Genomic DNA, 25,057 nt, shown 5'->3' with positions numbered 1-25,057 from the left:
GGAAGTAATGATTGTATAAATCATAAACTCGCAAAATAATTGTCAATATCATCATGCGACTTCAATGTGATACATTGTCCACTATGAATTTCTTCTCTCGCTTTGTCAAGCTTCGCTTGCAAATCGGGAGTAATCGCATTAGTTGATGTGCTCATATCCTTTGTTTTAAATTGTTATATGGAGCAAAGGTAATAAAAAATAATGAGAAATGAGGTGTTCTTATGATTTTTAACATAGACAATCACAATTATAGTTGTTTAGCAAAAGTTTCCTTCACAAAATTTGTGAATATCGAATTTAAATATTATCTTTGCAACATCCAACCATTATAAATAATATAGTTATGAGCAACGATAATAAAACAACAAAGGAAATGCGAGCAAACGAGATGACTCCAGCTTTTCCTACGCATCCAGGGGATGTTCTGAAGGATGAGATAGAATACCGTGGAATCTCTCAGCGCCAGTTGGCGGAGGAAATGGGGATTGCTTATTCTGCCCTGAACGAAATTCTGAATGCTCGTCGCCCAGTAACGGAAAAAACGGCCCTGCTCTTTGAGGCTGCACTTGGAGTGAATGCTGAGCCTTTGTTGAAAATGCAGATGAGATATAATCTGCAATCTACTAAAAATGATTCTACTTTTATGGCGAGATTGGCAAAAGTAAGAAGGGTGGCTGCAGCCTTGTAAAAACAGAAGATATGAATAGTGATAATATAGATTTTGTAACTTGTTGCATTGGCTACTTGTCTCGTTGCTTGGGATAATATAATCAGCAAGTATATCAACGTCTTAAGACTTCTGGTATACTTGCTGATTTGATTTTTTACACAGATAATCATAATGTAAAGAGTCTGATAACTCTATCTTTTATCACAAAACACCCATTTATAACTCTATCTTTTAACAAAGTTAACATAAAATAATTGCTTATCTCACTAATAATCAGTATTTTTGCGCATAATCTTTTAAAGGATCAAAAAAACTAAGAATATGGCTAGAGCAACAGGTTCAATCAATTATTTGGAGCATCGCACGCCCTTGAAGGACGAAAGCGGTAAGTATCAGATACATCCGATGTTCGTGAAACAGGATGTCGTTGACAGGGAGAAGATGGAAAAGCGTGTTCGCGATCATTGTGCGATGAACGTTTCGTCCTTTATCTCCGCATTGGAAACGCTGGAGGATGAAACGCTTTACGCCCTGGCGGATGGCAACGAGGTGAGGGTAGGCGATATGTTTATCGTCAAGCCTAAGCTGGGGATGGTGAAGCATAAGGACAAGAATGGAATCGAATGGAAAAGGACCTATCATGAGGGGGATCTGATTCCAGCCAATGAGGTGGATATCTGCGGCTTGGAAATTCAGCCCACGAAGGAGTTTTTGGAGAGGCTGAAGCGCCACTCTAATGGTTGCAGCCGACAGTATTGGAGTGTGAAATCTACTCCAAAAGAGGCGGATAAGGAGTTTGCTGATATTGTAGAGATTTGTCAGCAGCAGGGTTATATCACGGTGAAGGATATGATTCGTGAATTCGGTGTCACCCGCTATCATGCCAATAAGGTGTTGAATGATCTCTGTGAGGAACCGGCTGCCAGAATGTATGCTACCAAGGAAGGTCCTATAACGCTCTATCGTTTGTGGAAGAAGGAGTAACTATGACGTAGTTGTTGAAACGGCTCTTTAGGTTGACGGAATCGTTTCCTTAACTTGAATGAAGCGTCTCTTCTCGTTGAATGAAGCGTCTCCTTAACTTGAATGAAGCGTCTCTTCTCGTTGAAGGATGCGTATCCGAGAGTTAAAAGAAGCGTTTCCTGGAGTCAGAACAAGCGTCTTTTAGAGTACAAGCATATACCTTCTCAGACATTGCCACTAGGCTCAGCAGCTCTGCCGAGCCTAGTCAGCAGGTCTGCTGACTGCAGTCAGCACCTCTGCTGAGCCTAGTGACAACACCTTTTAGTCGTACAGCTATAACCTGTTTAGTTGTACAACTGTATACCCTATAGTTGTACAGCTATAACCTCTTTAGTCGTACAACTATACACTTTTTAGTTGTACAATCGTAAAATGATGATACTTCTATGATATATTGGGTGCTCTTATTCAATCCAAACATACAGTATCTTCCTTTTATAACGTTCGTTTGCTTTTGTTCTATTTCAACGAACGAAATGAGGAAAAGCAGCTTCTCCTAATTCTGGCGCATATTCAAAACCTTCGTAACTGAAGCCTGCCAGTTCCTCTGGAGTAAGAAGCTGATTATTCAAGATATATCTCACCATGGCTCCACGGCAAGATTTAGCCCATACAGCCTGCATCTTCAATCTGCCGTCTTTCTGGCGGACATAAAAGAGTGGCTGAATGACCTTTATCTCCTGACAGACTCTCTTCCAATCGAACAGATGTTCATATTCCTCTGTAGAAAGATGGATGAGTATACCATCATCAGCTTTCACACTATCGATGAGAACATCTGTCAGTTTGTCTTTCCAGAACTGATTGATAGGCTTGTCGTTTGTAGCTTCGAGCGATACGCAATGCTCCATACGATAAGGTACAATGCCATCCAACGGTCGAAGCAATCCATAAAGGAAGCAGGTAATCCAGAGATGTTTCTGGGCATACTCTAACGACTCCTCGCTCAAAGAACTGGCACGCAAATGTTTGTATGCCTGACCATTGTAAGCCAGGATAGCAGGCATCTTTTCGGTTGCCATAAAATCATGATATCGCTTCCAGTTCGTCATTGCAATCTTGCTGCTGCAATCCAGTTGCTTAGCCAATTCCTCTACATTCATCATTGCCATTTCTTTGGCCAAGTCATTGGCAACTGATTGGAATAGTGGCACGGAGATAGGCTTCCTGTCTGCCTTCTCAAACATGATTTTGGCATTTGCCAATAATATCTGCATAATAATCAATCTTTTGAATTGTACTTGCAAAGATAAAAAAAAATCAATATACAATGCTAAATAGCCAAGAAAAATCCCATAAAATTAAAATTTTTTATAAAACGAGTATTATATAGTACTTTTTCTTGTGTAATCTATAAATATTTGTTACCTTTGCCCCATGAAAACATTATTAGACGTTCATACACATACAATAGCATCAGGTCATGCCTTCAGCAGTTTGCAGGAAATGACCTTGACAGCAAAGGAGAAAGGGTTGGATATCTTGGGAATCACAGAGCACGGTCCCAATATCCCGGGTACCTGTGATCCTATCTATTTCAGAAACCTTCATTGTGTTCCACGCCAGCTCTATGGAATCAAATTGATGCTTGGAGCAGAACTCAACATCCTCAATACGAAGGGAGATATCGATCTCGACGAGGATTACTGGCGTATGCTGGATATCCGAATAGCAGGCATCCATAGCCTTTGTTGGCAGGGAGGAAGTAAGGAGGAGAATACGCAGGGTGTCATCAATGCCATGCGCAATCCCTTCGTGCAGATTATCTCTCATCCCGGCGATGGTACGGCAGAACTGGATTTCGAGGAACTCATGAAAGTTTCCAGGGAGACGCATACCTTGCTTGAAATCAACAACCATTCCATGGCTCCCATCCGCCACAAGACGGTGGCTGCTCCCAATAATCTGGAACTGCTGGAACTTGCCAAGAAGTATGAAACTCCAGTCATCTTCGGAAGTGATGCCCACTTCTCTACGATGATTGCCGACTACAGCAACATTATGCCACTGGTAGAAAAAGCAGAGTTCCCGGATGAGCTGGTTCTCAACTATCAGCCAGAGAAATTCATGGCTTACCTCAAGCCAACCCCTGAGAAATAGGAAAATTTAGTTTCACATTTCAATTTACATGACTATGATTATAGAAGAAATCATCAAGTATAATGAAAACTTTGTAGCCAGTAAGGCTTACGAAAAGTATCTTACGAGTAAATATCCAGACAAGAAACTTGCCATTCTTTCCTGTATGGACACCCGCCTCACTGAGCTTCTGCCAGCAGCTTTGGGCCTGAAGAACGGGGATGCCAAGCTCATCAAGAACGCCGGTGGACTGGTTATCAGTCCTTTCGACTCAGCCATGCGTAGTCTCCTTGTAGCCATCTACGAATTGGGTGTAGAGGAAATCATGGTCATTGCCCACTCCAACTGCGGTGCATGCCACATGAACGGACAGCAGATGAAGAAATTGATGCTCAAACGTGGCATCCATCAGAATGTTATCGATACCATCGGGCTTTGCGGTATTGACCTCGACCATTGGCTGGAGGGATTCCACGACACAGAGGATTCTGTAAGGAATACCATCAATACGATCCGTACACACCCTCTCGTACCAAAAGACGTCAATCTTCATGGCTATATTATTGACTCACAGACGGGCAAACTGACAGAAGTAAAATAGAATAAAGGTATTATTTTAATTAAAATACATAACAGCAGTTTGTTGTACTTTCACCTTCCCTCTATGATGCTCTTTCCAAGAAAGTAGCTTTCGTTACAGCCCCCACATATCATTCAGCATACTGATTGCTGATTCCGAGCGGAAGACATGATTGCGGAAGGTGATGATGCCTTCAAGAGCAAGATGGTCTTCGAAGGAATTCACCAGGAAATCTGCTTCGAGCAGAATGCGGTGGTCGAGGCTGGTTACATCCTTATAAGTATGATGATGGGCAATGAGCCAGCAGATTCTTTCTATCTGTGCGGCTGTGAATCCATCTACTTCTGACAGTACTTTTCTTGCCTCGTCAGGACCCAGTTCTTCCTGGTGCTTGCCATCGCAGTTGCCGTATCTGGCTTCTGAAACGTGAATGCCTACATCGTGAAGAATGGCTGCTGCTTCGAGCACGAAGAGGTCTTCCTCGTTCATTCCCTCTGCTATCGCAATCATACGGGCAAAGTCGTGCACCTTTACGAAATGCTGGATGCGAGGCGCATCGCCACCATCATATTTTATCATCGCCCTCATCAGTTGGGCGAGTATCAATTCCTTGTTTGTCATCATTTTATGTTTTAACCAATAAAAAGAATACTAATCGAAGAGTTTCTTCCAAATCCACAATACCGCTATGGCACCAATGACACAGAAGATGAAATTGGTAAGATAACCCTTGCCAAACAACTCAATGTTCAGCAGACTGCTGATGATGGCACCGGCATAACTGCCTACAATACCTATGAAGAGATTCATACAACATCCTTTGCCTTCGCCGCTCATGATGCGGTTGGCAATATAGCCAATGAAAATTCCCGTAAGGATTGGCCACGCTGTGAAATCTGCAATGTGTTCTAACATACTCTTTTGATTTTATTTTTTCTTGTTATCTGAACTTTCTGATAACTCTTGCCGGATTTCCCACAGCCATGGAGTCATCAGGAATATCCTTGACCACTACGCTGCCGGCACCGATTACGCAGCGGTTGCCGATGGTTACTCCAGGGCAGACGATGACTCCTGCGCCCAGCCAGCAATCCTCGCCAATGGTGATGGGGAAGCCTGTTTCTTCTGGCTTGCGTCGTTCCATATAATTGATGGGGTGGTTAGGGGTTACCAGCTGGCAGTTCGGACCTATCAGGGTGCGGTTGCCGATGGTAATCCAGCCTTCATCGAGCATCGTGGCGCCATAGTTGATGAATACATTCTCACCCACCTTGATGCCGTGACCATGGTCGCAGTGGAAGGGTGGACAGATGGTGGCTGAAGCTGGAATGCCAGGAATCAGTTCTTCGATAATGGTTCGATAGTCTTCATCAAACAGGGTTAGCGTCTGCAGGCGGCAGCAGAGACGGTTGGCGTGCTCTATGCTTTTCATGCCTTCCTTGTTGCTGAAATCATAGAGCTCGCTGTTTCTCATTTTTTCAAATTCTGTCATCTTTGTTCTCTATTGATGGATATAATCCAGAATCTGCTCTGCATGAATCTTGGTTTTGATCTCTTTAGGAGTGAAGATCTTCTCAATGACGCCTTCTTCGTTGACAAGATAGGTGGTGCGGAGGATTCCGATGGTCTTTCTGCCGCAGGTTACCTTCTCGCCCCAGCAGCCGAGTTCCTGCAAAAGGGTGGTCTCGGTATCGGCAATAAGAGGGAACTGTAAACCCTTGGCTTCGGCAAACTTCTTCTGCAAAGCCTGTTTGTCCTTGCTCACGCCGATAATCTCGTAACCGGCTGCAGCCAGTTCCTCCTTATGTGCTTGCAGGGAGCAAGCCTCGGCAGTGCATCCGCTGGTGTTAGCCTTCGGATAACTGTAGAGCACTATCTTGCGACCACGGTAGTCGCTTGCCTTTATCTCACGTCCGTCCTGGTCAATGCCAAGAATCTCTGGTATTTTATCTCCTATATTCATAATTCTATATTTATTAATTATATGTCTTGTTATGATGCAAAGATAATAAAAATAATGCGAACCGATGTGATTCTTATGATTTTTAACACAAATAATCGTTGTTTATCTTTCTACCTGGAAGTTTAAACGAATCTTTCTTTTGGATAAAAAAAGAAAAATATAGGGAGGATATTTGGTAATATGCTGATATTTACTTACTTTTGTGTGATGAACGTTCATGGTATGAAACAGGGAACGTGATACTAAACAGGTAAAAAAGGAAGAAAATGAAGAAGATATTTTTGTTTATATTATTCTGTCTTTCCGTATGCAGCATGTCGGCTTACGACTTTCTGCGAGCTGTGAAAGATGAGATTCCGGGAGGTTACAACTTCTGGGTTTATACGCCAGTAGATTATTTTTATTCGCAAGAGCAGACACCGGTCATCATCTTTCTGCATGGTGCCAGTCTTTGCGGCAAGAATCTGAATAAGGTGAGAAGATACGGACCGCTTGATGCCATCGTCAAGGGGCGCGATATCGATGCGCTGACCATCGTTCCGCAGAATCCGGGAGGAGCTTGGAATCCGAAGAAAATCATGGATATGCTAGACTGGGTGAAGAAGAATTACCCATGCGATTCTAATAGGGTTTATGTCTTGGGCATGAGCTTGGGCGGTTATGGTACCATGGATGTCTGCGCCACTTATCCCGACAGGATAGCTGCCGGCATGGCGCTGTGTGGCGGCTGTTCGTATAAGGATGTGAGTGGATTGGGCGATTTGCCTTTCTGGATTATCCATGGCACAGCAGATAGGGCAGTACCGGTAAAGCAATCGAAGGTGGTGGTAGATAAACTTGTGAAGGATGGCAAGGATACCCGATTGATATACGACTGGTGGAAGGGTGCCAATCACGGTACCCCTGCCCGCGTGTTTTATCTGAAGAAAACCTATCAGTGGCTCTTTTCGCACAGTCTATTAAATAAAGACAGACCCGTGAACCGCAACATCAGTATTACGATGAGCGATCTGGGCAGAGCATATGGTGATGTGAACCGAAATGCCCCTCAGCCAGAACTCATCGATGGTCCGAGTGTGATCAAGCAAGAGGGAAATGAATATTAAGGAATCAGGTGAACAGTTCTGCTACCTTCCCCAGCCAATTCTTATCAATATCATCGAAGGTGCTGAGGTGTTCGCTGTCAATATCCAGTACGGCGATTACCTCACCATTCCTGATAACAGGCACTACAATCTCCGAACGGGAGGCGCTGCTGCAGGCAATATGCCCCGGAAATTTCTCTACATCTTCTACCACGATGGTTTCCGCCTTGTTCCAAGCTGTGCCGCAAACTCCCTTGCCCCTTTTGATGCGGGTGCAGGCCAGCGGTCCCTGGAAAGGACCCAGCACAAGAGTTCCGTCGATGACCCGGTAGAAGCCCACCCACCAGAAGTGGAAGGTGTCCATGATGCATGCTGAAATATTCGCCATATTGGCGATGATGTCGCTTTCGCCCTCTATGAGCGACTTGAGCTGAGGGAGGAGCGTGGCGTAAAGTTCCTCCTTCGTTTCTCCTTTTATAATAAGATGTTCTGCCATGATGTCTTTTTATTTGATTAAATCCCTTTATGCGAATGATTTTTATGCCTTGCAAAGATACTGTTTTTTCTAAAATTAGGGACTTAGAATGGGTTAAATCTTCTAAAATTAGGGGCTAAGAATGAATCAAACCTTCTAAAATTAGGGGCTAAGAATAGGTTAGCCTGACTTAAACAAGATATTTTTCAGGTCTTTTTCTATGTTATCTGGCGTTTTTTTATTAATTTTGCAATCGAAATCATAAAAACAAACTATAATGAATACAAAAACTATTTTAATGGCTATGACTTGCCTTTGTACATTCAACAGCCTTCAGGGAAATGCTCAGGTAGCAGGAGGGAATACTTTGGTTGCTACTGCCATTGAGCAGCGAAGAGTCACTCTTCGTGACAGTATCTTGAACCATATTTCTGGTGCAAAGATTGCAGCGAAATCATTACAGATTAAGAACTTTGGAGCCAAGAACGATGGTAAGACCGATTGTCGCGCAGCTTTTGCCAAGGCCATCAAGAAGGCTTCGGCGATGAAGGGTGCCAAGATTGTGGTGCCTGCGGGTACCTATTATATTAAGGGACCTATCGTACTGGCAAGCAATATCTGTCTGGAACTGCAGAAGGGAGCTACCCTGAAGTTTGCGCCAGAAGAGAAGTACTATCCTATCGTTAATACCAGTTGGGAGGGAACTTTCCTCTACAACTATTCTCCTCTCATCTATGCCTATGGCTGTAAGAATGTTTCTATCATTGGCGAGGGAACCATCGACGGCAACGCCATGACTACCTTTGCCAAGTGGAAGCCTAATCAGAAGAAAGCGCAGCAGTTGAGCCGCAAGATGAATCACGAGGAAGTGCCTGTAAGTGAGCGCAAGTTTGGAGATGGCTACTGGCTTCGTCCTCAGCTCGTTCAGCTCTACAACTGCCAGGGAATTACCCTGGAAGGCGTGAAGATCACCAATTCTCCATTCTGGTGCATCCATCTCTTGAAAAGTGAGAATATCATCTGTCGTAATTTGCGATATGATGCCAAGCTTATCAATAACGACGGTCTTGATCCAGAGTGTTCCCGAAACATCCTGATAGAGGGCATTGCTTTTAATAATGGTGACGACAACGTGGCAATTAAGAGCGGACGTGACAATGATGGCTGGAATGCCAAGATGCCATCAGAGAACATCATCATCCGCAACTGTCATTTCAAGGGCTTGCATGCGGTGGTTATCGGCAGCGAAATGTCTTCTGGTGTAAGAAACGTAATCGTAGAGAACTGTGATTATGCTGGCTATTGCAAGCGTGGAATCTTTATCAAGACCAATCCTGATCGTGGCGGTTTTGTGGAGAATGTATTTGTAAAAAACTGTACGTTTGGTGATGTGGAGGATCTCTTCTACGTAACCAGCCGTTATGCAGGTGAGGGACAGACAAACCATCATTTCTCTACCGTGAAGAATATCTTCGTGGATGGTTTGAAGTGTAACAACGTGAGTGCTGCAGCCTTGGTTTTGCAGGGTACAGAGGCTAAGCCTGTTACTAATGTTTCATTCGACAAGATTGAAGTAAAAAATGCTAAGACAGGCATCAGCTTCGAGAATGTGCTGGGTGTGAACATGGGTGAATGCAGCATAGGCGGCAAGGTGGGAACTCCTACCCAGGATACTCCAAAGGATAAAGTTTTCGAAAGAAATAACAAGTAAGTTATTTGTTTTTCAATCTTTTTTCGTACTTTTGCACCATCAATTAAAATAAAGAAAATCCAGTTTTTTAAATGAAGTAAGAAAATGGCTGATAAAGATATGAAATGGAAGACGCTCTCGCAGAAATATCTGATAGAGAAGCCATGGCTCACGGCACGAGTGGATAAGGTGGAATTGCCTACGGGAGCCATTATCGATGAATATTACGTGCTGGAATATCCCGATTGGGTGAACACCATCGCCATTACGAAGGAGGGAGAGTTCGTCTTCGTTCGCCAGTATCGCTATGCGATAGGTAAGACGGTGAATGAACTCTGCGCAGGAGTGATAGAGAAGGGCGAGGACCCGATGGTGGCTGCCAAGCGAGAGCTGATGGAAGAGACTGGGTTCGGTGGCGGAAACTGGCAGAAGTGGATGACGATTTCAGCCAACCCAAGTACGCATACCAATCTTACCCATTGCTATCTGGCTACGGATGTGGAGCGCATGGATGTTCAGCATCTTGACCAGGCTGAGGATATCGAGGTTCGCCTCTTCTCCAGGGATGAAGTGATGGAAATGCTGGAGAAGGGAGAAATCTGGCAAAGCCTGATGGCGGCTCCGCTATGGAAGTATTTTGCGAAAGCAAAGTAAGCTGCAGGGCTTCATTTATAAAAGCCAAGTAAATATTAGACATTAAACAATAAACATTATAAAGATGGTAATAGATTTCGAAAAGATTGCTGAGGCTCACTTGGAGGGCTTCAAGGGTGGACAGGGTAAACTCGATACTCGTAACTATGTGGATGACAAGGTGAAGATTATGTATTCTACCTTGCGTCCGGGTGCATCAACTGGTCTTCATACTCATGAGGGCAACTGCGAGATTATCTATGTGGTAAGCGGCACTGCTACTTTCCATTATGATGATGCCGTAGAAGAGGTTCGCCAGGGACAGGTGCATTATTGTCCTATGAACCATGCTCATTATATGGAGAATCTCACAGATCATGATCTGGTGTATCTCGCCATTGTGCCTGAGCATCATTAATATCCCTGGAGTATCAGGGAAAATCACATCATGTTCCTCCTGAGGAAAATGAAAAAAGAAAGTCCAACTCGGATGCCTCTTATAAAAAGGCTCCAAGCTGGACTTTCGTCATTCTTATCTCTCTCTCTCTTATGTTGCTATAGTCATCTGTTTTTTATCTAAAAGAATATGCTGCTGATTATAGTTTCTCGCAGAACTCGATTTTCTCCTTGTTTGGACCTTCGATGGTGAAGAACTTTACGCCGTTCTCCCAGAATGGAAGACCATTTACCTGCTGATCCAGCATCTTGAAGGTGCCAGCTTCCTTCACTACCAGGAAGAGATCGTCTATGTTCTTTACATCGATGGCGATGTGGTCGATGGCTCCATATTCCATCTTTGCCTGGTGGTTCTGATAGGTCTCGATGATGAGATTGTGGAGCTGGAGGAAGGCTACTTCCTCGGTGCCGTTCACTGTGCGGAGGGCTGTTTCGAAGCCCAGGGCATGATAAAACTCAATGGTCTTGTTGATGTCGTTGGTAGGAATGCCGATATGCTGCACGCCTGTTGTAAAATCTTTAATCTTCATAATGAATTTGTGTTTAGATGATTGTTATGATAAAACTTTCTGTGTTTTTTTGAAGATTTAGAAGCGGATGATTTCTGCTCCAATCTGGAAATAACTCTCGTTGCTCTGCGGATTCCACATGCCCTTGGCATAAACCGGAACGGTGTAGTTGCCGAGCTTGAGGTCGTGGGTGGCTTGCAGCGATACGTGAACGATGCCTGCCGTGGTTCCGAAGAAGTGGGCATCCTCGCCAGCTCTGTTCAGGGCAAAGGCTCCACCTACTCCTGCATCAACCTTCCAGCCATCCTTCTGGTAGATAGGGTATTCCGCATAGGCGAAGGTGGAATATTTCTGCTTGGTATTATCGCTGTTGCGGTCGCGTCCGAAGACTACCGTTGACCAGCTCAGGAGCAGTGGAAACTTCTCGTCCTGAAACCGGTAGCTCAATGTAGCATCGAGAAATCGGCCCGTGGTATGGGCAGAGTAGTTCCAGTATTCCTTATTATTATAGGTGGCACCAGGGGAGAAGTTGTAGGTGTCCCACAGGGCGAATCCCCAACCGCCAGCCTTCAGATTCAGATAATGGTTAAACTCCTTGTAGGAGCCTTCCGAGTTACAGCCACCCCAAAGTCCCACGGTAACGTGGTCATTTGCCATCGTATAGCTCAGGTCGGTGAGGAGGACGATGCCGTCGGAAACTTCCATGCCACGCCACAGATGATTGTTCTGCACGTTGGCTTTCAGATGGAGCTGTGCCTGGGCATTTCCCAGGCAAGCAGCCATCATCAAAACAATAACTACAATTCTTTTCATGGTTTTACTACAAAATAAACTTTTTGAACCTAACTAACTATGAACCTTATAAACGTTAACTAATTACTTAAACCATATATTACAGATAATTATAATTTGCATATAATTTGGGCAAATAAGGGCTTATCTTGTAAATTCCTTAGGCAAGACCGGCATGGCTCCATTCTGTGTACAGACGAATGCCGAAACCTTTACTGCCAATTCATGAGCTTCCTTTACGCTCTTACCCTTCAAGATGCTTGCCACGAATGCGCCTGTGAATGAATCACCGGCACCCACTGTGTCTGCCACTTCCACATTCGGTGTCTCGATAAACGAAACCTCGCCAGGGGTGAATACATAGCTGCCGTTTACGCCGCAGGTAAGAATGAGCATCTTCAGATTGTACTTGCCCAAGAGGAGCCAGCATTTATTCTCCAAGTCGATGCCCGGATAGCCGAAGATGCGGCTTACGGTGATCAATTCCTCGTCGTTGATCTTGAGGATGTTACATCGCTTGATGCTCTCGGTGATAATCTCCTTGGTATAGAAGCCTTGACGGAGATTGATATCGAAGATTTTGAGGATTCCTTCTCCCTCAGGCATGTGGTCGAGGAAGCGGTAGATAGTGTTACGGGAAACCTCATTGCGCTGAGCCAGTGAACCGAAGCAGGCTGCGGTGCAGTTCTTTGCCAAATCCTCCAGGGCTGGGGTGTAAGGAATGTTGTCCCAGGCTGCTCCCTCCTTGATGTCGTAGCAAGGAATGCCGTTGGCATCGAGTGAAACCTGGACGGTGCCTGTAGGGTAGGCTACCTTGTCTATCTGATAGTTGAGATGGTGATCGTTGAGTTCCTTCTCCAGTTCCTTGCCCAACTCATCATCGCCCATTGCGCTGACCGCACAGCTATTGAGTCCGAACTGCGAAACATGGTAAGCAAAGTTGGCTGGAGCGCCACCTAGCTTCTTTCCTTCAGGAAGCACATCGAAGAGTGCCTCGCCGATACCTATCACTGATTGTTTCTTTTCCATTGTCATTTTTACTTTAAGAATGTTAGAGATGTTACTTGATTTCTGTTGCAAAGGTAGCATTTTTCAGCTACCTTCACAAAGAAAAATCATCTAAACTTTCTGCAAACGTTCCCGCAATCGTTTCCAATTTCTGCAATCGTTTGCAGTATGTTTCTTCTCTTCTATCTCTTTACTTCTTCTCTCCAGGTTTCTGTTCGAAATCGATGAGAACCTTCATGCTGGTTTCGCGATGAGTGTCGATAAACTTGTAGGCATCATCGTATTCTTCGAAGGCGAAGCGGTTGCTTACGAGTGGCTTGAGGTTGACGATGCCCTTGCTTACGTAATCGATGGCTGTGAGATAATCTTCGTGGCGATACATCATTGAACCGATGAGTCTCAACTCATGCTCGCCCAGATAGAACATGCTGAGGGCTGGGTCCTTGGCAAAGACTGCCACAACCACGATGTCGCTACCTTTCTCGATGGTCTCCATCAGCGAACGGATGGAAACTTCTACACCTGCTACCTCGAAACCTACTTGATAGCCTTCCTCACCGAAAAGTTCCTGGGCAGCCTCCTTCAAGGTCTTCTTGGTGATGTTGAGGGTGTGCTTGATGCCGCATTCGCGAGCCTTAGCCAGGCGAAGGTCGCTTACATCGGTAATGAGTACATTCTTGGCGCCACGGGCAATGCAGAACTGGGCTATGAGGTTGCCGATGGTTCCTGCACCGCTCACTACTACATTCTTACCCTTCACATCGGTGCGGTTGCTGGCATGGGCACCAACGGCTGAAGGCTCAATCATGGCACCATAGTCGAGGCTCATGCCTTCCGGCAACTTAGCCACACGGTCGTCATCTACTACAAAGAAATCCTGTGCTGCACCATCTGCCTGGAAAGCCTGAACACGCAGGTGCTCACAAACATTATACTGTCCGCGCTTGCAAGGGTTGCACTTGCCGCAAACCAACTGTGGGCGAGCGGTGATGTGGTCGCCAGGTTTGCAGACGGTAACTTCGCTGCCTACAGCCATAACCACTCCTGAGTACTCATGTCCCTGAACCACTGGGTAGAAGGTAGCTGGGTGAAGACCGTGGTACGAGTGAATCTCGCTACCGCAGATGCCGATGCGCTTGATGTTGACGAGAACCTGATGAGCAGTTAAGTCTGCTGCCTTTGGTTCTGCTACTTCCTTGAATTCGATATGCTTTGGTTCTACCAATATTGCCTGTCTCATAATTATAATGTTTTGAAATTGTTATTGTTATGTTGGTGGGATAAAAGATCCCGTTTTATCTTTGTATTCTTTTCTGAACCCACTTTTTAAGTGGGCTCTTTTTTATTTCTTCTTATTCTCCAGATCGGTCATGATCTGCTTGTATTGCTTCTTGTTGAGCTTGTAGAAGCAGAGACATCCTGCGGTGATAATCCACAATACTCCAGGAATGGTGCTGAAGGCGTGGTGCATGATGCTCAATACTTCTGGATTCTGCATGGCGTTGCTTACGTATCCTGCATTGCCCAGAGCAATGGCGAGGAGCGATGTGCCGAGTGCCATTCCTATCTTGTTGCCCAGCGAGATGAAGGCGTATTGGAATCCGTCGTTTCTGATGCCCGTCTTCCACTCGCCATACTCCACACAGTCGGGGATGATGGCATAGATGGCTGTATTGAAGCCTGAGAAGAAGAACCATGACAAAGCAGAGAACAGATAGAACATGATGGCGCTGCCGTTAGGGCTGAAGAAGTACAGACCTATCATCGTAATACCGGTGAGGAAAGCGAAGATGGCTGCCGTGAAACCCTTGTTGCCCGTTTTTCTGAATACCAGAGGGAAGCAGGCTGCACCTATGATGCTTGGCACGATGATGGCCATGGAATAGTAGGAGAAGAGCGTTGCCGAACCTTCTACATAAGTGAAATAGTAGAGCATGTCGGCGTTGCGTCCGTAGTGGATGAAACCGAAGAGCAACTGCCCTAAGAGGGCGAGCAGATAGGGCTTGTTCTTCATCACGGAGCGAAGCTGCACCTTTAATGGGAGCTTCTGTCCCACAGGAACTTCTACCACTTCCTTGGTCTTGTGGAAGCAGAACAGATGGCAGGCAGCGAAGATGATGCCGTAGAGTACAGCCACAGCCAGATAACCATATTTGGTATCGCCTGCGCCAAACCAGCTGATGAGCGGAACGGTTACGATGTTGATTACTCCGATGGCCATCATGGCACTCACCGAACGGCTGGTGTTGAGCTTGGCTCTCTCATCAATGTCTTGTGTCATGGCTCCGCAGAGTGTGCCGTAAGGCAGGTTCACGCAGGTATATCCCAGCACCAGGATGCAGTAGGTTACTGCCATATAGATAATTTTGGCGGTCTGGCTCCATTCCGGATGTGCCCAGAAGGTGAGTATCAGTACCAGTGCCGTGATAGGAGCTCCGAAGAGCAGCCATGGGCGGAATCGTCCCCATCGGGTGTGGGTCTTGTCGGTAAGTGTGCCGATGATGGGGTCGTTGATGGCATCCCAGAATCGGGAAACAAGCATCAGGGTTGCTACGGCACTCATGCTGATTCCGAACACATCGGTGTAGAAAATCATGAGGAAGTTGCCCACGAACATCCAACTGAAGTTGCAGCCCACATCGCCCATGCCATAGGCGAGCTTACTGATGAAGGGAACCTTTCCCTGTGAATTGTTCTCTAGCGAACAGTTCGCTTGAAATTTAGAATCTTGTTCCATATCCTTTTTTTAGGTTTGATTGTGATACTTAATGTTGTTTATTCTTTTTCTTGCGAAGGAATGGAGCGATTTGAAATATCGTTTTTCCTTTTCACGTTGCAAAGATAGAACGATTTTGCTGGAAAAACAAGAAAAAAATCGACTCTTTTTTCGCAACCGTTCCCGCAACCGTTCCCATTTTCCGCAACCGTTCCCAAAAAGATTTCTCAGTTTTTTGTTGTTGCTTTCATGGAAAATAAGTATCTTTGCGGACGCATTTAACAAGAAAGAAAAAGAGATATGGCAAAATATGTAACCATCATGGATATTGCAAGGGAACTGGGGATTTCCAAGTCCACCGTTTCGCGTGCTCTTTCGGGAGATACGGGTAATGTGAAGGCGGAAACCTTGCAGAAGATATTGGCAACTGCCGAGCGGATGGGCTATCATCGCAACGAACTGGCTGTGAACTTTCGCCAGCAGAGTACTCATAACATCGGCATCATCATTCCCGAAATCGTCACCACTTTCTATATGACCTTTATCAATGAAGCTCAAGCCATCTTGCGCAAGCAGGGGTATAAGGTGATGATTGCCATCTCTAACGAGAATCCTGAGCAGGAGAGAGAGAACATTCTGATGATGGAGCAGCTGCGTGTGGATGGCATCCTGATGAGTGCATGCGATAAGGAGCATAATGTGGACCTATATAATAAGGTGATAGAGAGGGGCATTCCCATCGTGTTTTTCGATAGAACGGTGGAGAAGGTAAAGGCTTCACAGGTGCACATGGACGATTACATCATGTCGTTTTTCATGGTGGAGGCTTTGTTGCGCAAGGGGTATAAGCATATTATTCATATCCCGGGACCTGCTTATATCCGAAACAGCTATGAACGATTGAGGGGCTATCGGGATGCGCTGGAAAAGTTTCATATAGAGTATCAGGCGCAGGATGTCTTGTCGCCAGCCTTGTCGGCTGAAGAGGGTAGTTGGGTGATGGAGCGTTTCCTGGAGAAGAATGTGCCCTTTGATGCGGTCTTTGGCTTTACGGAGACTGCCGTATTGGGAGCCAAGAGTGCTATCCAGAAGCGTGGCTTGCGCATTCCGGAGGATGTGGCACTTTGCTGCATGTCGGGCACAGCCTTGGCTACCTTGGTTCATCCTCAGTTGACGGTAGTGGAGCAGCCTATTGAGAAAATGGCGCAGGAAAGTTGCCGACTGCTGCTGGAGCATATTGCCGATGGTTATAGAAGGATAGAGGAAATTGCATTGAGAGGTGAAACCGTGATAAGGGAATCTACTTAATAAAGATATCGCCTTCAGGAATCTGCATAAAAGAAGCTGTTTCAGAAAACAGTAATAAAAGAAACGGGTGTATCATTCAATAATATAGATGATACACCCGTTTTCTATCTCTTTATCTTAAGCTTTTAAACTTAATCTATCGCCTTATCTTAAGCTTCCTCTTCCTCTTCTTCATTCTCCAGCAAGTCGGTGCCGAGGTGAGTGGTCTGTTCACGCTTCAAACGGTCGCGCACCTCCTTAGGTTTGGTGGCGTAGGTAATCATTCGGATAGAATCGTTGTAGCTCACGTACTTCCAGAGCCAGTTGAGCATTACCATTACCTTGTTCTTTACGCCAAGGATAGAGCGGAGGTGAACTACCAGCCACAATACCCAGGCAAAGAAGCCCTGGCTGTGGAACTTGCCAAGCTCTACCACAGCCTTGTGTCTTCCGATGGTAGCCATAGAACCCAGGTTCTTGTAGCGGAAAGGCTTGAGCTGGGAATCAGTGGCTCCCTCGGCAATCTTCTGGATATTCTTAGCCAGGAGTGCTGCCTGCTGAATGGCTACCTGAGCCAACTGTGGATGACCGCCAGGATAAGCTGGGTCTGTGGTCTGGATACACTGGTCGCCGATGGCAAAGAGACCGTCCATGCCAGGGATGCGGTTGAATTCATCTACTACGATTCGGAAACCACGGCCCAGATGGTCGCCATCAATACCCGTGATAGGCTGTGCCTTTACACCTGATACCCAGAGGAAGGTACGGGTAGGAATCTCCTGACCGTCCTTCATCAGAACCTTGTGGTCCTTGTAGTCGGTTACCATCTTGCCAAACTGTACATCCACACCCATACTGGTAAGGAATTCGTATGCTTTCTTAGAAGAGTCCTTTGACATACCGGCGAGCAGTCTGTCGCCCGCTTCCAGAAGATAGATGTGCATCAGAGATGAGTCCATATCAGGATAATCATAAGGAATCACGTAGCGCTTCATTTCAGAGAGGGCTCCGGCTATCTCCACACCTGTAGCACCACCGCCTACAATGACCACGTTCAGCAGTTCCTGTCGCTCTGCTTCCGTAGCACAGGTCAATGCACGCTCCAGGTTACTCAGCACAGCGTTGCGCAATCCCATTGCCTCAGAAACGGTCTTCATCGGAATCGCCCATTTCTCGATGTTGGCATTGCCATAGAAATTGGTGGTGGTTCCTGCTGCGAATACCAGGTAATCGTACTCGATCTTACCGATGGAAGTCTGCAGAATCTTCTTGTCTGGGAACACGGCTCTTGCTTCTGCCATGCGGAAGTAGAAGTTCTTGCGCTTGCGGAAAATCTGGCGGAAAGGGAAGGAGATGGAACTTGGGTCGATACCTGCCGAAGCTATCTGATAGATAAGCGGAGGGAACTGATGGAAGTTGTTCTTGTCAATCAACACCACCTGCAGGTTTGAATTGCAGAGGTCTTCTGCCAAACGAAGACCACCGAGTCCACCACCTACAATCACAACTCTCTTCAACTGATTTCTCTTGATATTAATGCTCATAACTACTGCTGTTTTTACATATTAATTACATATATTTGCTGAAAATTCTGTTCTCTATAAGGCGTAATGCCTGGTTCTTGCTGAAAATTCGATTGCAAAGGTACAACATTTTGATGATGTGGCAAAGGAAGATGGGTAGAAATATGGGATTGAAGATTGTTGCAATCGTTCTCTTTTTAGATTCAGGAAAATGAAGTTGTAAAATGTAATATTCAGATAGCATTTTATGAGCACTTTTTTTGAGAAATGTTGTCGGTTTAAAGGAAAAGTTGTATATTTGCATCGACAATTTTAAAAGACGAACGAATTTTTATAAAAACATCATGATGAAACATGTAACAATTAAGGATATAGCCCGTTCGCTCTGCATCTCGGTTTCTACCGTTTCCAGGGCGTTGACGGATGACAAGAACATTCGCAAGGAGACGCGCGAGATGGTGATTGAGGAGGCAAAACGACTCGGCTACAAGCGCAATCCGGTGGCGATGAACCTGAAGATGGGGCGTACGAACACCATTGGTGTCATCGTGCCGGAGATGCATACTCCTTATGCTTCGCAGGTGATTAACGGAATACAGGAGGTACTTTACAAGAAGAACCAGAAGGTGATGATTGCCGAGAGCGATGAGAAACCGGAGCGGGAGTTGGAGAACCTGAAGATGATGGAGCAGTTTATGGTGGATGGTCTGATTGTGAGCCTCTGCAGCTACCGCAAGAATATCGAAATGTATCAGCAGTTGGCAGCAGATGGTATGGCGATAGTCTTCTACGACCGCATTCCATACGGATTGAAAATGCCGCAGGTGATGGTGGATGATAATGTAGATTCTTATTTCATGGTGGAGCATCTGATTCGCCTGGGCAGGAAGCGCATCGTCTATCTGCAGGGACCCGACGACATTTATAATGCCTATCAGCGAGGCTTGGGTTATCGTGAGGCGATGGAGAAATTTCATCTTTTCGACCCGGAGCTGATTGTAAAGACGGGAATGACCTTCAAGAATGGAGCTGATGCCATCGACCGTCTTATATATAATAAGGTGGAATTTGATGCCGTCTTCGCCTTTACTGATACTTTGGCGATAGGTGCGCAGAATCGACTCCGTGCCTTGGGTAGACGGGTGCCGGAAGAGATTTTCGTGGCTGGTTTTTCGGGTACCGAACTATCTACCATCGTATCTCCTCAGATTACTACTATGGAGCCTCCGTTGGAGGAGATGGGCAGAAAGGCGGCAGAACTGGTGATGGAGAAAATCAATAATCCGGAGATGGAAGATAGACAGGTGGTGCTGAAGACCACGATGAAATGTAGAGAATCTACGGGAGAATAATCAAACTTCGTGGTTTCCGGTAATCCCTAGAAAGTGGTTCCCGGTAATCGCCTGAAAGTATTTAAAACGTTTGCAGAAATTGGGAACGTTTGCGGGAACGTTTGCAAGTTTTTTTCGAAAAAAACATCTTTTTATCTCGAAAAAACGCAATATCTTTGCCATCGGAAACGGGAGATAAGATAGCTGAGGAAACTCCTCGGCTACTTGCTTCCCCAAAAATGAATAAACAATTAATATTTACAGCTAACAATAAAAGAATTATGGCAAATTTAGTGAATGCAAACGCAGCAAATGCAGCTCAGGTAGTAAAAGGTTATGCTTATAACCGCAGTTTGGTAAAGGCAGGTATCCTGCACTTCGGAGTAGGTAACTTCCATCGTGCTCACCTGGAGTTTATGACCAATAAGCTCCTCGAGAACAATACCCAGCAGAACTGGGGCATCTGTGGAGCAATGATACTCCCTGGTGATGAACGTCTCTACCATGCCCTGAAGAAGCAGGACGGTGAATACACCCTTACCGTATGTGGACGTGATGACAGCATCCAGGTTTATCAGTTGGGTGCGCTCGTTGAACTCTATTGGGGCATTGAGGAGCAGGAACAGATTCTGAACAAGATTGCGTCTAAGGATATCAAAATCATCACCCTCACTATCACCGAGGGCGGATACAACATTTCACGTCAGAGTGGCGAATTCATGCTCGACAATGCGCAGGTGGCTCACGATATCGAGAATCCAGCCAAGCCGGTTACAGCCTTCGGATATGTAGCCGAGGGATTGCGCCGCCGCAAGGCAGCAGGCAATGGTCCTATCACTATCCTTTCCTGCGATAATCTGCAGCACAATGGCAATACAGCCCGCAAGGCTTTCATGACTTTCGTGGGAGCTCAGGACAAGGAACTCGCTGCCTGGATGGAGGAGAACGTTACCTTCCCTAACTCAATGGTTGACCGCATTACTCCAGCTACCCGTCCTGCCGACATCGAGCGACTGAATGCTCAGAACGGCACTTGCGATGAGGCTCCTGTTTATTGCGAGGATTTCATCCAGTGGGTAGTAGAGGATAATTTTGCAGCCGGTCGCCCAGCATGGGAAACCGTGGGCGCTCAGATGACCGACGATGTGACTGCCTTCGAGAATATGAAGCTTTCTCTCTTGAATGCTTCACATACATTGCTCTCTTATCCATCTTTCCTCGGCGGTTACCGCAAGGTAGATGCAGCCATGCACGATGAGAGAATCCGTAAGTTTGTACGTGCCTTCATGGACGATGACATTACTCCTTACGTGCCAGCTCCAAAGGATACTGATCTCGAGGCATACAAGCAGTGCCTGGTTGAGCGCTTCGGCAACCGCATGGTCAGCGACCAGGTGGCTCGTCTCTGCTTCGATGGTGCCAGCAAGTTCCCGGTTTACGTAATGCCGAACCTGGAGAAGATGATTGCTGATGATGCTTCTGGCAAGCGCCAGAATGTGGAGTTCAAGCGTGTGGCTTACCTCTTTGCTGCTTACCGTCATTATCTGAAGTATCAGGTAGATGACAATGGTGATGCATTCGAAGTGGCAGATCCATGGCTTACCGTTGATGACCATAAGGCCATCGATAGCGATGATGCGCTCGATTTTCTCGGCATTTCAGCCTTTACAAGTACTGATCTCAAGGCAGCTCCTCATTTCGTAGAGCTTTACTTGAAGATGGTAGAAGACATCAAGGCAAAGGGTGCCATGAAGGTTTTGGAAGATGAAATCTTGTAATATAGAGAGAAACTCTTGAAAATAAGAGTCAGGTGTTTTTATGGATTGTTTAATTCGTCGAAACACCTGACGATAGCGTAACTTTCTCTCATTTAAACCTAGATAAACATGAAACAATCGATAACGCTTAGGAGTGCAGGACCATTTCTACTCCTGACATTCATCTATTTTATAGTGGGCTTCCTTACTACCGTCAACGGTCAGTGTCAGGGCCCCTTGAAGATAGCTTTCCTCTCGGAGGTTACCACTACCAAGAACTCCCTGGCAACGCTCATCTCCTTCGCTTTCTTCCTGGGCTATCTGCTCAATAGTGCGCAGACGGGACGCTTGCTCAACAAAGTGGGCTATAAGAAGACGCTCATCCGTTCGATGCTGGTAATGGTGCTGGGTCTCGCTTTCTATCTTGCTTCGGCGCTGATTGCTGAATATTGGGGTGGGGCAGGCGTGCATCTCTCGCAGGATTTCGTACCATTCGGATATTTCGTTTTCCTTTTCGGATCTTATCTGATGGGTACGTCAGCGGCAATGCTTCAGGTGGTGATCAATCCTTACATTGCTGCCTATCCTTTGCCGGGAACCCAACCGGTGCAGCGCATGAACTTCACCTGTGCGGTGAATTCTTTCGGAACTACCATCGCTCCATTCTTCGTAACGGGCGTGATGTTTGCAGGTGTGTCCCTGGATTGTGTTTCTGCCGACCAGCTCACCATTCCATTCCTGGTAATGATGCTCATCATTGCCTTTACAACATGGAGCACTTCCAAGGCGAATCTTCCAGACATTGAGGGTACGAGAGAGGAGACTCAAAATGTGGAATCTGAAGGAAAGACAACTCCTTCTGATGATTCCAGAAATGCGAAGAAACGCAGCATCTGGTCGTTCCGCCATTTGAAATATGGTGTGATTACCATCTTCTTCTATGTGGGAACCGAGGTGGGAATCGGCAACAATATGAATCTCCATGCAATGGATTTGATGGGGCATGGTTACGATTTTTCTCTAGCCCTTCTTGCCACACTCTATTGGGGTGGATTCATGATTGGCAGAATGGTTTCTGCCGGTTTGAAGAACGTGGCACCTCGCCCTATGCTCATCACCGTTACGGTGGTGGCAATCGTATTGATGTCTGTTTCCATGTTTACCGAGAATCTCTGGCTGATGGCTGCTGTGGGATTGTTCCATAGTGTGATGTGGAGTTGCATCTTTACACTGGCTGTTGATGGCTTGAAGGAATATACTTCCAAGGCTTCGGGCGTGTTTATGATGGGTGTTTTCGGTGGTGCAGTATTCCCTGTGCTTCAGGGTTTGCTTGCCGATTATATCGGTTCGTGGCAGTTCACCTGGTTCGTTCCTCTCTTCTGCGAGTTCGTTATCCTCTGGTACGGACTTGTGGGGTATAAGAAGCAGGAGGCATAAAAGGCAATAGTAAGACATAAATTAAGAAGAATATCAAAAACTCGGGATGTTTCAGGTTAGAAGCATCCCGAGTTTTTTATTTTTAAGAGTTATTCCGCAATCAGATGAATCATTCCGCAATCTGATGAATCACATAGGTAACCACGCCCCAAATCATGAAGCGGTTGGTTTCATCTACCCGGATAGGGGAGAAGTTCTTGTTCCATGGGATGAGCCAGCCGAAGGTGCCGCTCTCATCCATCTTGAATTGCTTGATGGTGAATTCGCCATCTACGAAGGCTATTACGAAATTGCCGTTTGAGGGTTCTATCTGACGGTCAACTACAGCGAGATCACCGTCCAGAATGCCTGCATCCTGCATACTGTCGCCAGATATGCGCACGTAGAAGGTGGCCTCACGATGGCGAACCAGAATATCGTTGAGGTCTATCTCTCCCTCCATATAGTCTTGTGCCGGCGAAGGGAAGCCTGCTTTTACGCTTTGCTCTGCCAGCGGAATAGGCATCTTGGCTCCGAATTCCGCAGGGTGAAATGTCAGTTTTATCTTGTTATCGTTATTCTTATTCATCTTGTTTTTACTTTCAGAATATCATGGATGTTCGTGGTAAACTGCTTCGACATGTACTCGCGTTTCAGGTCGAATCGGCAGTCTGTGCCTTGTATGGCCTGGCGTATGGTGCCATAACCATTCTTCCGGTTGATGGCGTCGATAGCCTCCATCAGCTTTTTTTGCTTGCTCCGGTCGATGGTGTCGAAGAGGTCTTGCTGGCGAGGATGGTCGGGTGAGATTTGCCACAGGATAACGCCAGCTTTCTTGAAGTGAAACGACATGTCGGAGCGATCGGGCCTGCTGTCTGCCATCGGTTTCGGGTATTTAGCCCGGAGAATACTGAGGGCGGCACCTACTATCTCTTCCTGCGCATTGGTGGCGATGGGCAGGGTGAGGGAATCGTGGATGGTGTATTCAGGCACATGCTCGTTAAAACGGGAAGTCCATGCGAACACCGTGATGCCCTGACATACGCTACCTTGTCTCCTTAATTTTTCTGTACAACGTACAGCGAAATTAGCCACGGCTTCTTCTATCACATTTTTGTCGGTAATGCCCTCGTTGGCAAAACTTCTGCTGGTGCAGATGCTCTTCTTCTGCGGCAATTCCTCGATGCTGATGCAGCTTTCGCCATTCAGTTCTTTCCATGTTCTTAGGGTGGTGATATTGAAATGGCTGCGGACCCAACTTTCTTTCTTGTCGGCAAACTGAGCGGCGGTCCTAATGCCCATATAATCGAGCTTTCGGGCTATCTGTCTGCCTATTCCCCATACATCTTCTACGGGGAAGAGAGACAGCGCCTTGTGTCTCCGTTCATCCGTGTCGATGAGGCAGCAGCCTTGGAAGCCCTTGTATTTCTTGGCGAATTTAGAGCCGATTTTCGCCAATGTCTTCGTTTCTGCAATGCCTACGGATATCGGGATCCCAACAGCCCGAAGTACATCTGCCGATATTTTGGAGCCATAGCGATGGAGCAGGCTATCGGGCTTTTCTGATAGCTCGTCTATTGTCATTTTATTGAACAAAGTAGGATGGTCTTCCGCATGCTCCCGAAAGAAAACTTTCGCCATTGATTCGTCTGCCTCGAAGAAACTCTCATCGATAGAGTATTGGTCGATGCGTGGGGAATAATGGGATAGCATCGACATCACGCGGTTGGAGAGCGAACCGTAGAGCGTATAGTTGCTCGAGAAGATAGCCACTCCTTCAGCCTCCAGTTTTTCCTTCACCTGATAGAAGGGGTCGCCCATCTTATAGCCCAATGCCTTGGCTTCTTCAGAGCGTGCGATGACGCACCCGTCGTTGTTGCTCAATACAACCACGGGCTTTCCTGTCAGGTCGGGGCGAAACACTCGCTCGCACGAACAGTAGAAGTTGTTGCAGTCTGCCAGTCCTATCATATCTTATCATTAACACCTCTTGTTCTCACCAGAAATCCTGGTTTGATGTGCAAAAATACAAAAAATAATCCGAAACGATAGTTTTTCATTCAA

26 protein-coding genes are annotated in these 25,057 nt (G+C 46.1%); 12 read left to right on the top strand and 14 right to left on the bottom strand.

Annotated features, from left to right (window positions below; genetic code table 11):
- Positions 1-343: 343 nt before the first annotated feature.
- Together KUA46_RS07590 and KUA46_RS07585 are read left to right on the top strand one after the other, a co-directional pair.
- Positions 344-688, top strand: coding sequence for a HigA family addiction module antitoxin (locus tag KUA46_RS07590; RefSeq protein ID WP_218486934.1), 345 nt, complete (start codon positions 344-346; stop codon positions 686-688).
- Between the two features lie 303 nt (positions 689-991).
- Positions 992-1,654, top strand: coding sequence for a hypothetical protein (locus KUA46_RS07585; RefSeq protein ID WP_117727869.1), 663 nt, complete (start codon positions 992-994; stop codon positions 1,652-1,654).
- 503 nt (positions 1,655-2,157) lie between these two features.
- Here the strand turns inward: KUA46_RS07585 and KUA46_RS07580 are convergent.
- Positions 2,158-2,910, bottom strand: coding sequence for a YaaA family protein (locus KUA46_RS07580; protein WP_153139588.1), 753 nt, complete (start codon positions 2,908-2,910; stop codon positions 2,158-2,160).
- A 160-nt stretch (positions 2,911-3,070) separates the two neighbouring features.
- Between KUA46_RS07580 and KUA46_RS07575 the strand changes: the two genes are divergently transcribed.
- Together KUA46_RS07575 and KUA46_RS07570 are read left to right on the top strand one after the other, a co-directional pair.
- Entirely contained in the window at positions 3,071-3,793 is a 723-nt protein-coding gene (locus tag KUA46_RS07575; RefSeq protein ID WP_153139586.1) for a phosphatase, read from the top strand.
- Between the two features lie 37 nt (positions 3,794-3,830).
- Entirely contained in the window at positions 3,831-4,373 is a 543-nt protein-coding gene (locus KUA46_RS07570; RefSeq protein WP_117587733.1) for a beta-class carbonic anhydrase, read from the top strand.
- A 93-nt stretch (positions 4,374-4,466) separates the two neighbouring features.
- On the opposite strand, the gene KUA46_RS07565 is transcribed toward KUA46_RS07570, so the two are convergent.
- From KUA46_RS07565 to KUA46_RS07550, 4 genes are read right to left on the bottom strand one after another with little or no spacing between them, the layout of a single operon-like run.
- Entirely contained in the window at positions 4,467-4,976 is a 510-nt protein-coding gene (locus tag KUA46_RS07565) for an HD domain-containing protein (RefSeq protein WP_254364729.1), read from the bottom strand.
- Positions 4,977-5,003: 27 nt separating this feature from the next.
- Entirely contained in the window at positions 5,004-5,267 is a 264-nt protein-coding gene (locus KUA46_RS07560; protein ID WP_006847444.1) for a GlsB/YeaQ/YmgE family stress response membrane protein, read from the bottom strand.
- Between the two features lie 25 nt (positions 5,268-5,292).
- Positions 5,293-5,844 (bottom strand): sugar O-acetyltransferase, encoded by a 552-nt coding sequence (locus tag KUA46_RS07555; RefSeq protein ID WP_218486935.1) that lies wholly within the window; start codon positions 5,842-5,844, stop codon positions 5,293-5,295.
- A 9-nt stretch (positions 5,845-5,853) separates the two neighbouring features.
- Positions 5,854-6,315, bottom strand: a complete 462-nt coding sequence (locus KUA46_RS07550; protein WP_217326839.1) for a peroxiredoxin — start codon at positions 6,313-6,315, stop codon at positions 5,854-5,856.
- Positions 6,316-6,581: 266 nt separating this feature from the next.
- Between KUA46_RS07550 and KUA46_RS07545 the strand changes: the two genes are divergently transcribed.
- The gene (locus KUA46_RS07545) at positions 6,582-7,421 is read left to right on the top strand and encodes a phospholipase/carboxylesterase (RefSeq protein WP_022120867.1); all 840 of its coding nucleotides are present in this window, start codon (positions 6,582-6,584) and stop codon (positions 7,419-7,421) included.
- Positions 7,422-7,425: 4 nt separating this feature from the next.
- On the opposite strand, the gene KUA46_RS07540 is transcribed toward KUA46_RS07545, so the two are convergent.
- Entirely contained in the window at positions 7,426-7,896 is a 471-nt protein-coding gene (locus tag KUA46_RS07540; RefSeq protein ID WP_218486936.1) for a GAF domain-containing protein, read from the bottom strand.
- 256 nt (positions 7,897-8,152) lie between these two features.
- Here KUA46_RS07540 and KUA46_RS07535 point away from each other — a divergent pair, with 256 nt between their 5' ends.
- From KUA46_RS07535 to KUA46_RS07525, 3 genes are all read left to right on the top strand, one after another.
- Complete coding sequence (locus KUA46_RS07535) at positions 8,153-9,586, top strand: glycoside hydrolase family 28 protein (protein WP_228114973.1); 1,434 nt, start codon at positions 8,153-8,155, stop codon at positions 9,584-9,586.
- Positions 9,587-9,670: 84 nt separating this feature from the next.
- The gene (locus KUA46_RS07530; protein ID WP_153092099.1) at positions 9,671-10,219 is read left to right on the top strand and encodes an NUDIX hydrolase; all 549 of its coding nucleotides are present in this window, start codon (positions 9,671-9,673) and stop codon (positions 10,217-10,219) included.
- Positions 10,220-10,283: 64 nt separating this feature from the next.
- The gene (locus KUA46_RS07525; protein ID WP_006847452.1) at positions 10,284-10,616 is read left to right on the top strand and encodes a cupin domain-containing protein; all 333 of its coding nucleotides are present in this window, start codon (positions 10,284-10,286) and stop codon (positions 10,614-10,616) included.
- A gap of 178 nt (positions 10,617-10,794) precedes the next feature.
- On the opposite strand, the gene KUA46_RS07520 is transcribed toward KUA46_RS07525, so the two are convergent.
- From KUA46_RS07520 to KUA46_RS07500, 5 genes are all read right to left on the bottom strand, one after another.
- A complete protein-coding gene (locus KUA46_RS07520; protein WP_153090545.1) occupies positions 10,795-11,184 on the bottom strand; it encodes a VOC family protein in 390 nt (129 codons plus the stop codon).
- A 57-nt stretch (positions 11,185-11,241) separates the two neighbouring features.
- Positions 11,242-11,976 (bottom strand): hypothetical protein, encoded by a 735-nt coding sequence (locus tag KUA46_RS07515; protein WP_218486937.1) that lies wholly within the window; start codon positions 11,974-11,976, stop codon positions 11,242-11,244.
- A gap of 123 nt (positions 11,977-12,099) precedes the next feature.
- On the bottom strand, positions 12,100-12,984 hold the full coding sequence (locus tag KUA46_RS07510; protein WP_218486938.1) for a carbohydrate kinase family protein: 885 nt from the start codon (positions 12,982-12,984) through the stop codon (positions 12,100-12,102).
- Positions 12,985-13,153: 169 nt separating this feature from the next.
- On the bottom strand, positions 13,154-14,203 hold the full coding sequence (locus tag KUA46_RS07505; RefSeq protein ID WP_117692312.1) for a zinc-dependent alcohol dehydrogenase: 1,050 nt from the start codon (positions 14,201-14,203) through the stop codon (positions 13,154-13,156).
- 102 nt (positions 14,204-14,305) lie between these two features.
- Positions 14,306-15,700 carry an MFS transporter gene (locus KUA46_RS07500; protein ID WP_217326842.1) on the bottom strand — a complete coding sequence of 465 codons (1,395 nt, stop codon included), beginning with the start codon at positions 15,698-15,700 and terminating at the stop codon, positions 14,306-14,308.
- A 279-nt stretch (positions 15,701-15,979) separates the two neighbouring features.
- On the opposite strand from KUA46_RS07500, the gene KUA46_RS07495 reads away from it, so the two are divergent.
- Positions 15,980-16,987 carry a LacI family DNA-binding transcriptional regulator gene (locus tag KUA46_RS07495; protein ID WP_117692317.1) on the top strand — a complete coding sequence of 336 codons (1,008 nt, stop codon included), beginning with the start codon at positions 15,980-15,982 and terminating at the stop codon, positions 16,985-16,987.
- A 149-nt stretch (positions 16,988-17,136) separates the two neighbouring features.
- Here KUA46_RS07495 and KUA46_RS07490 read toward each other — a convergent pair whose 3' ends face one another.
- Positions 17,137-18,510, bottom strand: a complete 1,374-nt coding sequence (locus KUA46_RS07490) for an NAD(P)/FAD-dependent oxidoreductase (RefSeq protein WP_218486939.1) — start codon at positions 18,508-18,510, stop codon at positions 17,137-17,139.
- A 326-nt stretch (positions 18,511-18,836) separates the two neighbouring features.
- On the opposite strand from KUA46_RS07490, the gene KUA46_RS07485 reads away from it, so the two are divergent.
- The 3 genes from KUA46_RS07485 (at position 18,837) to KUA46_RS07475 (ending at position 23,014) form a co-directional block, all read left to right on the top strand.
- On the top strand, positions 18,837-19,841 hold the full coding sequence (locus KUA46_RS07485) for a LacI family DNA-binding transcriptional regulator (protein ID WP_022122046.1): 1,005 nt from the start codon (positions 18,837-18,839) through the stop codon (positions 19,839-19,841).
- Positions 19,842-20,101: 260 nt separating this feature from the next.
- Positions 20,102-21,598, top strand: a complete 1,497-nt coding sequence (locus KUA46_RS07480) for a mannitol dehydrogenase family protein (protein ID WP_218486940.1) — start codon at positions 20,102-20,104, stop codon at positions 21,596-21,598.
- A 108-nt stretch (positions 21,599-21,706) separates the two neighbouring features.
- Entirely contained in the window at positions 21,707-23,014 is a 1,308-nt protein-coding gene (locus KUA46_RS07475; RefSeq protein ID WP_256625024.1) for an MFS transporter, read from the top strand.
- Positions 23,015-23,123: 109 nt separating this feature from the next.
- Here KUA46_RS07475 and KUA46_RS07470 read toward each other — a convergent pair whose 3' ends face one another.
- Positions 23,124-23,582, bottom strand: coding sequence for a LexA family protein (locus KUA46_RS07470; protein ID WP_022122043.1), 459 nt, complete (start codon positions 23,580-23,582; stop codon positions 23,124-23,126).
- Entirely contained in the window at positions 23,579-24,964 is a 1,386-nt protein-coding gene (locus tag KUA46_RS07465) for a Y-family DNA polymerase (RefSeq protein ID WP_218486941.1), read from the bottom strand. Before KUA46_RS07465 ends, KUA46_RS07470 begins: the two co-directional genes overlap by 4 nt.
- Positions 24,965-25,057 lie beyond the last annotated feature (93 nt).

This window comes from Segatella copri, assembly GCF_019249765.2.
GTDB lineage: Bacteria > Bacteroidota > Bacteroidia > Bacteroidales > Bacteroidaceae > Prevotella > Prevotella copri_K.
Note: the sequence above shows the minus strand (reverse complement) of the source record. Positions and strands in the feature narration are given on the sequence as shown.

What these genes read in the sequence shown, in the direction of transcription:
- KUA46_RS07590 (WP_218486934.1), top strand. Translation starts at nt 344, where the DNA reads ATGAGCAACGATAATAAAACAACAAAGGAAATGCGAGCAAACGAGATG.
- KUA46_RS07585 (WP_117727869.1), top strand. Translation starts at nt 992, where the DNA reads ATGGCTAGAGCAACAGGTTCAATCAATTATTTGGAGCATCGCACGCCC.
- KUA46_RS07580 (WP_153139588.1), bottom strand. Translation starts at nt 2,910, where the DNA reads ATGCAGATATTATTGGCAAATGCCAAAATCATGTTTGAGAAGGCAGAC.
- KUA46_RS07575 (WP_153139586.1), top strand. Translation starts at nt 3,071, where the DNA reads ATGAAAACATTATTAGACGTTCATACACATACAATAGCATCAGGTCAT.
- KUA46_RS07565 (WP_254364729.1), bottom strand. Translation starts at nt 4,976, where the DNA reads ATGATGACAAACAAGGAATTGATACTCGCCCAACTGATGAGGGCGATG.
- KUA46_RS07560 (WP_006847444.1), bottom strand. Translation starts at nt 5,267, where the DNA reads ATGTTAGAACACATTGCAGATTTCACAGCGTGGCCAATCCTTACGGGA.
- KUA46_RS07555 (WP_218486935.1), bottom strand. Translation starts at nt 5,844, where the DNA reads ATGACAGAATTTGAAAAAATGAGAAACAGCGAGCTCTATGATTTCAGC.
- KUA46_RS07550 (WP_217326839.1), bottom strand. Translation starts at nt 6,315, where the DNA reads ATGAATATAGGAGATAAAATACCAGAGATTCTTGGCATTGACCAGGAC.
- KUA46_RS07545 (WP_022120867.1), top strand. Translation starts at nt 6,582, where the DNA reads ATGAAGAAGATATTTTTGTTTATATTATTCTGTCTTTCCGTATGCAGC.
- KUA46_RS07540 (WP_218486936.1), bottom strand. Translation starts at nt 7,896, where the DNA reads ATGGCAGAACATCTTATTATAAAAGGAGAAACGAAGGAGGAACTTTAC.
- KUA46_RS07535 (WP_228114973.1), top strand. Translation starts at nt 8,153, where the DNA reads ATGAATACAAAAACTATTTTAATGGCTATGACTTGCCTTTGTACATTC.
- KUA46_RS07530 (WP_153092099.1), top strand. Translation starts at nt 9,671, where the DNA reads ATGGCTGATAAAGATATGAAATGGAAGACGCTCTCGCAGAAATATCTG.
- KUA46_RS07525 (WP_006847452.1), top strand. Translation starts at nt 10,284, where the DNA reads ATGGTAATAGATTTCGAAAAGATTGCTGAGGCTCACTTGGAGGGCTTC.
- KUA46_RS07520 (WP_153090545.1), bottom strand. Translation starts at nt 11,184, where the DNA reads ATGAAGATTAAAGATTTTACAACAGGCGTGCAGCATATCGGCATTCCT.
- KUA46_RS07515 (WP_218486937.1), bottom strand. Translation starts at nt 11,976, where the DNA reads ATGAAAAGAATTGTAGTTATTGTTTTGATGATGGCTGCTTGCCTGGGA.
- KUA46_RS07510 (WP_218486938.1), bottom strand. Translation starts at nt 12,984, where the DNA reads ATGGAAAAGAAACAATCAGTGATAGGTATCGGCGAGGCACTCTTCGAT.
- KUA46_RS07505 (WP_117692312.1), bottom strand. Translation starts at nt 14,203, where the DNA reads ATGAGACAGGCAATATTGGTAGAACCAAAGCATATCGAATTCAAGGAA.
- KUA46_RS07500 (WP_217326842.1), bottom strand. Translation starts at nt 15,700, where the DNA reads ATGGAACAAGATTCTAAATTTCAAGCGAACTGTTCGCTAGAGAACAAT.
- KUA46_RS07495 (WP_117692317.1), top strand. Translation starts at nt 15,980, where the DNA reads ATGGCAAAATATGTAACCATCATGGATATTGCAAGGGAACTGGGGATT.
- KUA46_RS07490 (WP_218486939.1), bottom strand. Translation starts at nt 18,510, where the DNA reads ATGAGCATTAATATCAAGAGAAATCAGTTGAAGAGAGTTGTGATTGTA.
- KUA46_RS07485 (WP_022122046.1), top strand. Translation starts at nt 18,837, where the DNA reads ATGAAACATGTAACAATTAAGGATATAGCCCGTTCGCTCTGCATCTCG.
- KUA46_RS07480 (WP_218486940.1), top strand. Translation starts at nt 20,102, where the DNA reads ATGGCAAATTTAGTGAATGCAAACGCAGCAAATGCAGCTCAGGTAGTA.
- KUA46_RS07475 (WP_256625024.1), top strand. Translation starts at nt 21,707, where the DNA reads ATGAAACAATCGATAACGCTTAGGAGTGCAGGACCATTTCTACTCCTG.
- KUA46_RS07470 (WP_022122043.1), bottom strand. Translation starts at nt 23,582, where the DNA reads ATGAATAAGAATAACGATAACAAGATAAAACTGACATTTCACCCTGCG.
- KUA46_RS07465 (WP_218486941.1), bottom strand. Translation starts at nt 24,964, where the DNA reads ATGATAGGACTGGCAGACTGCAACAACTTCTACTGTTCGTGCGAGCGA.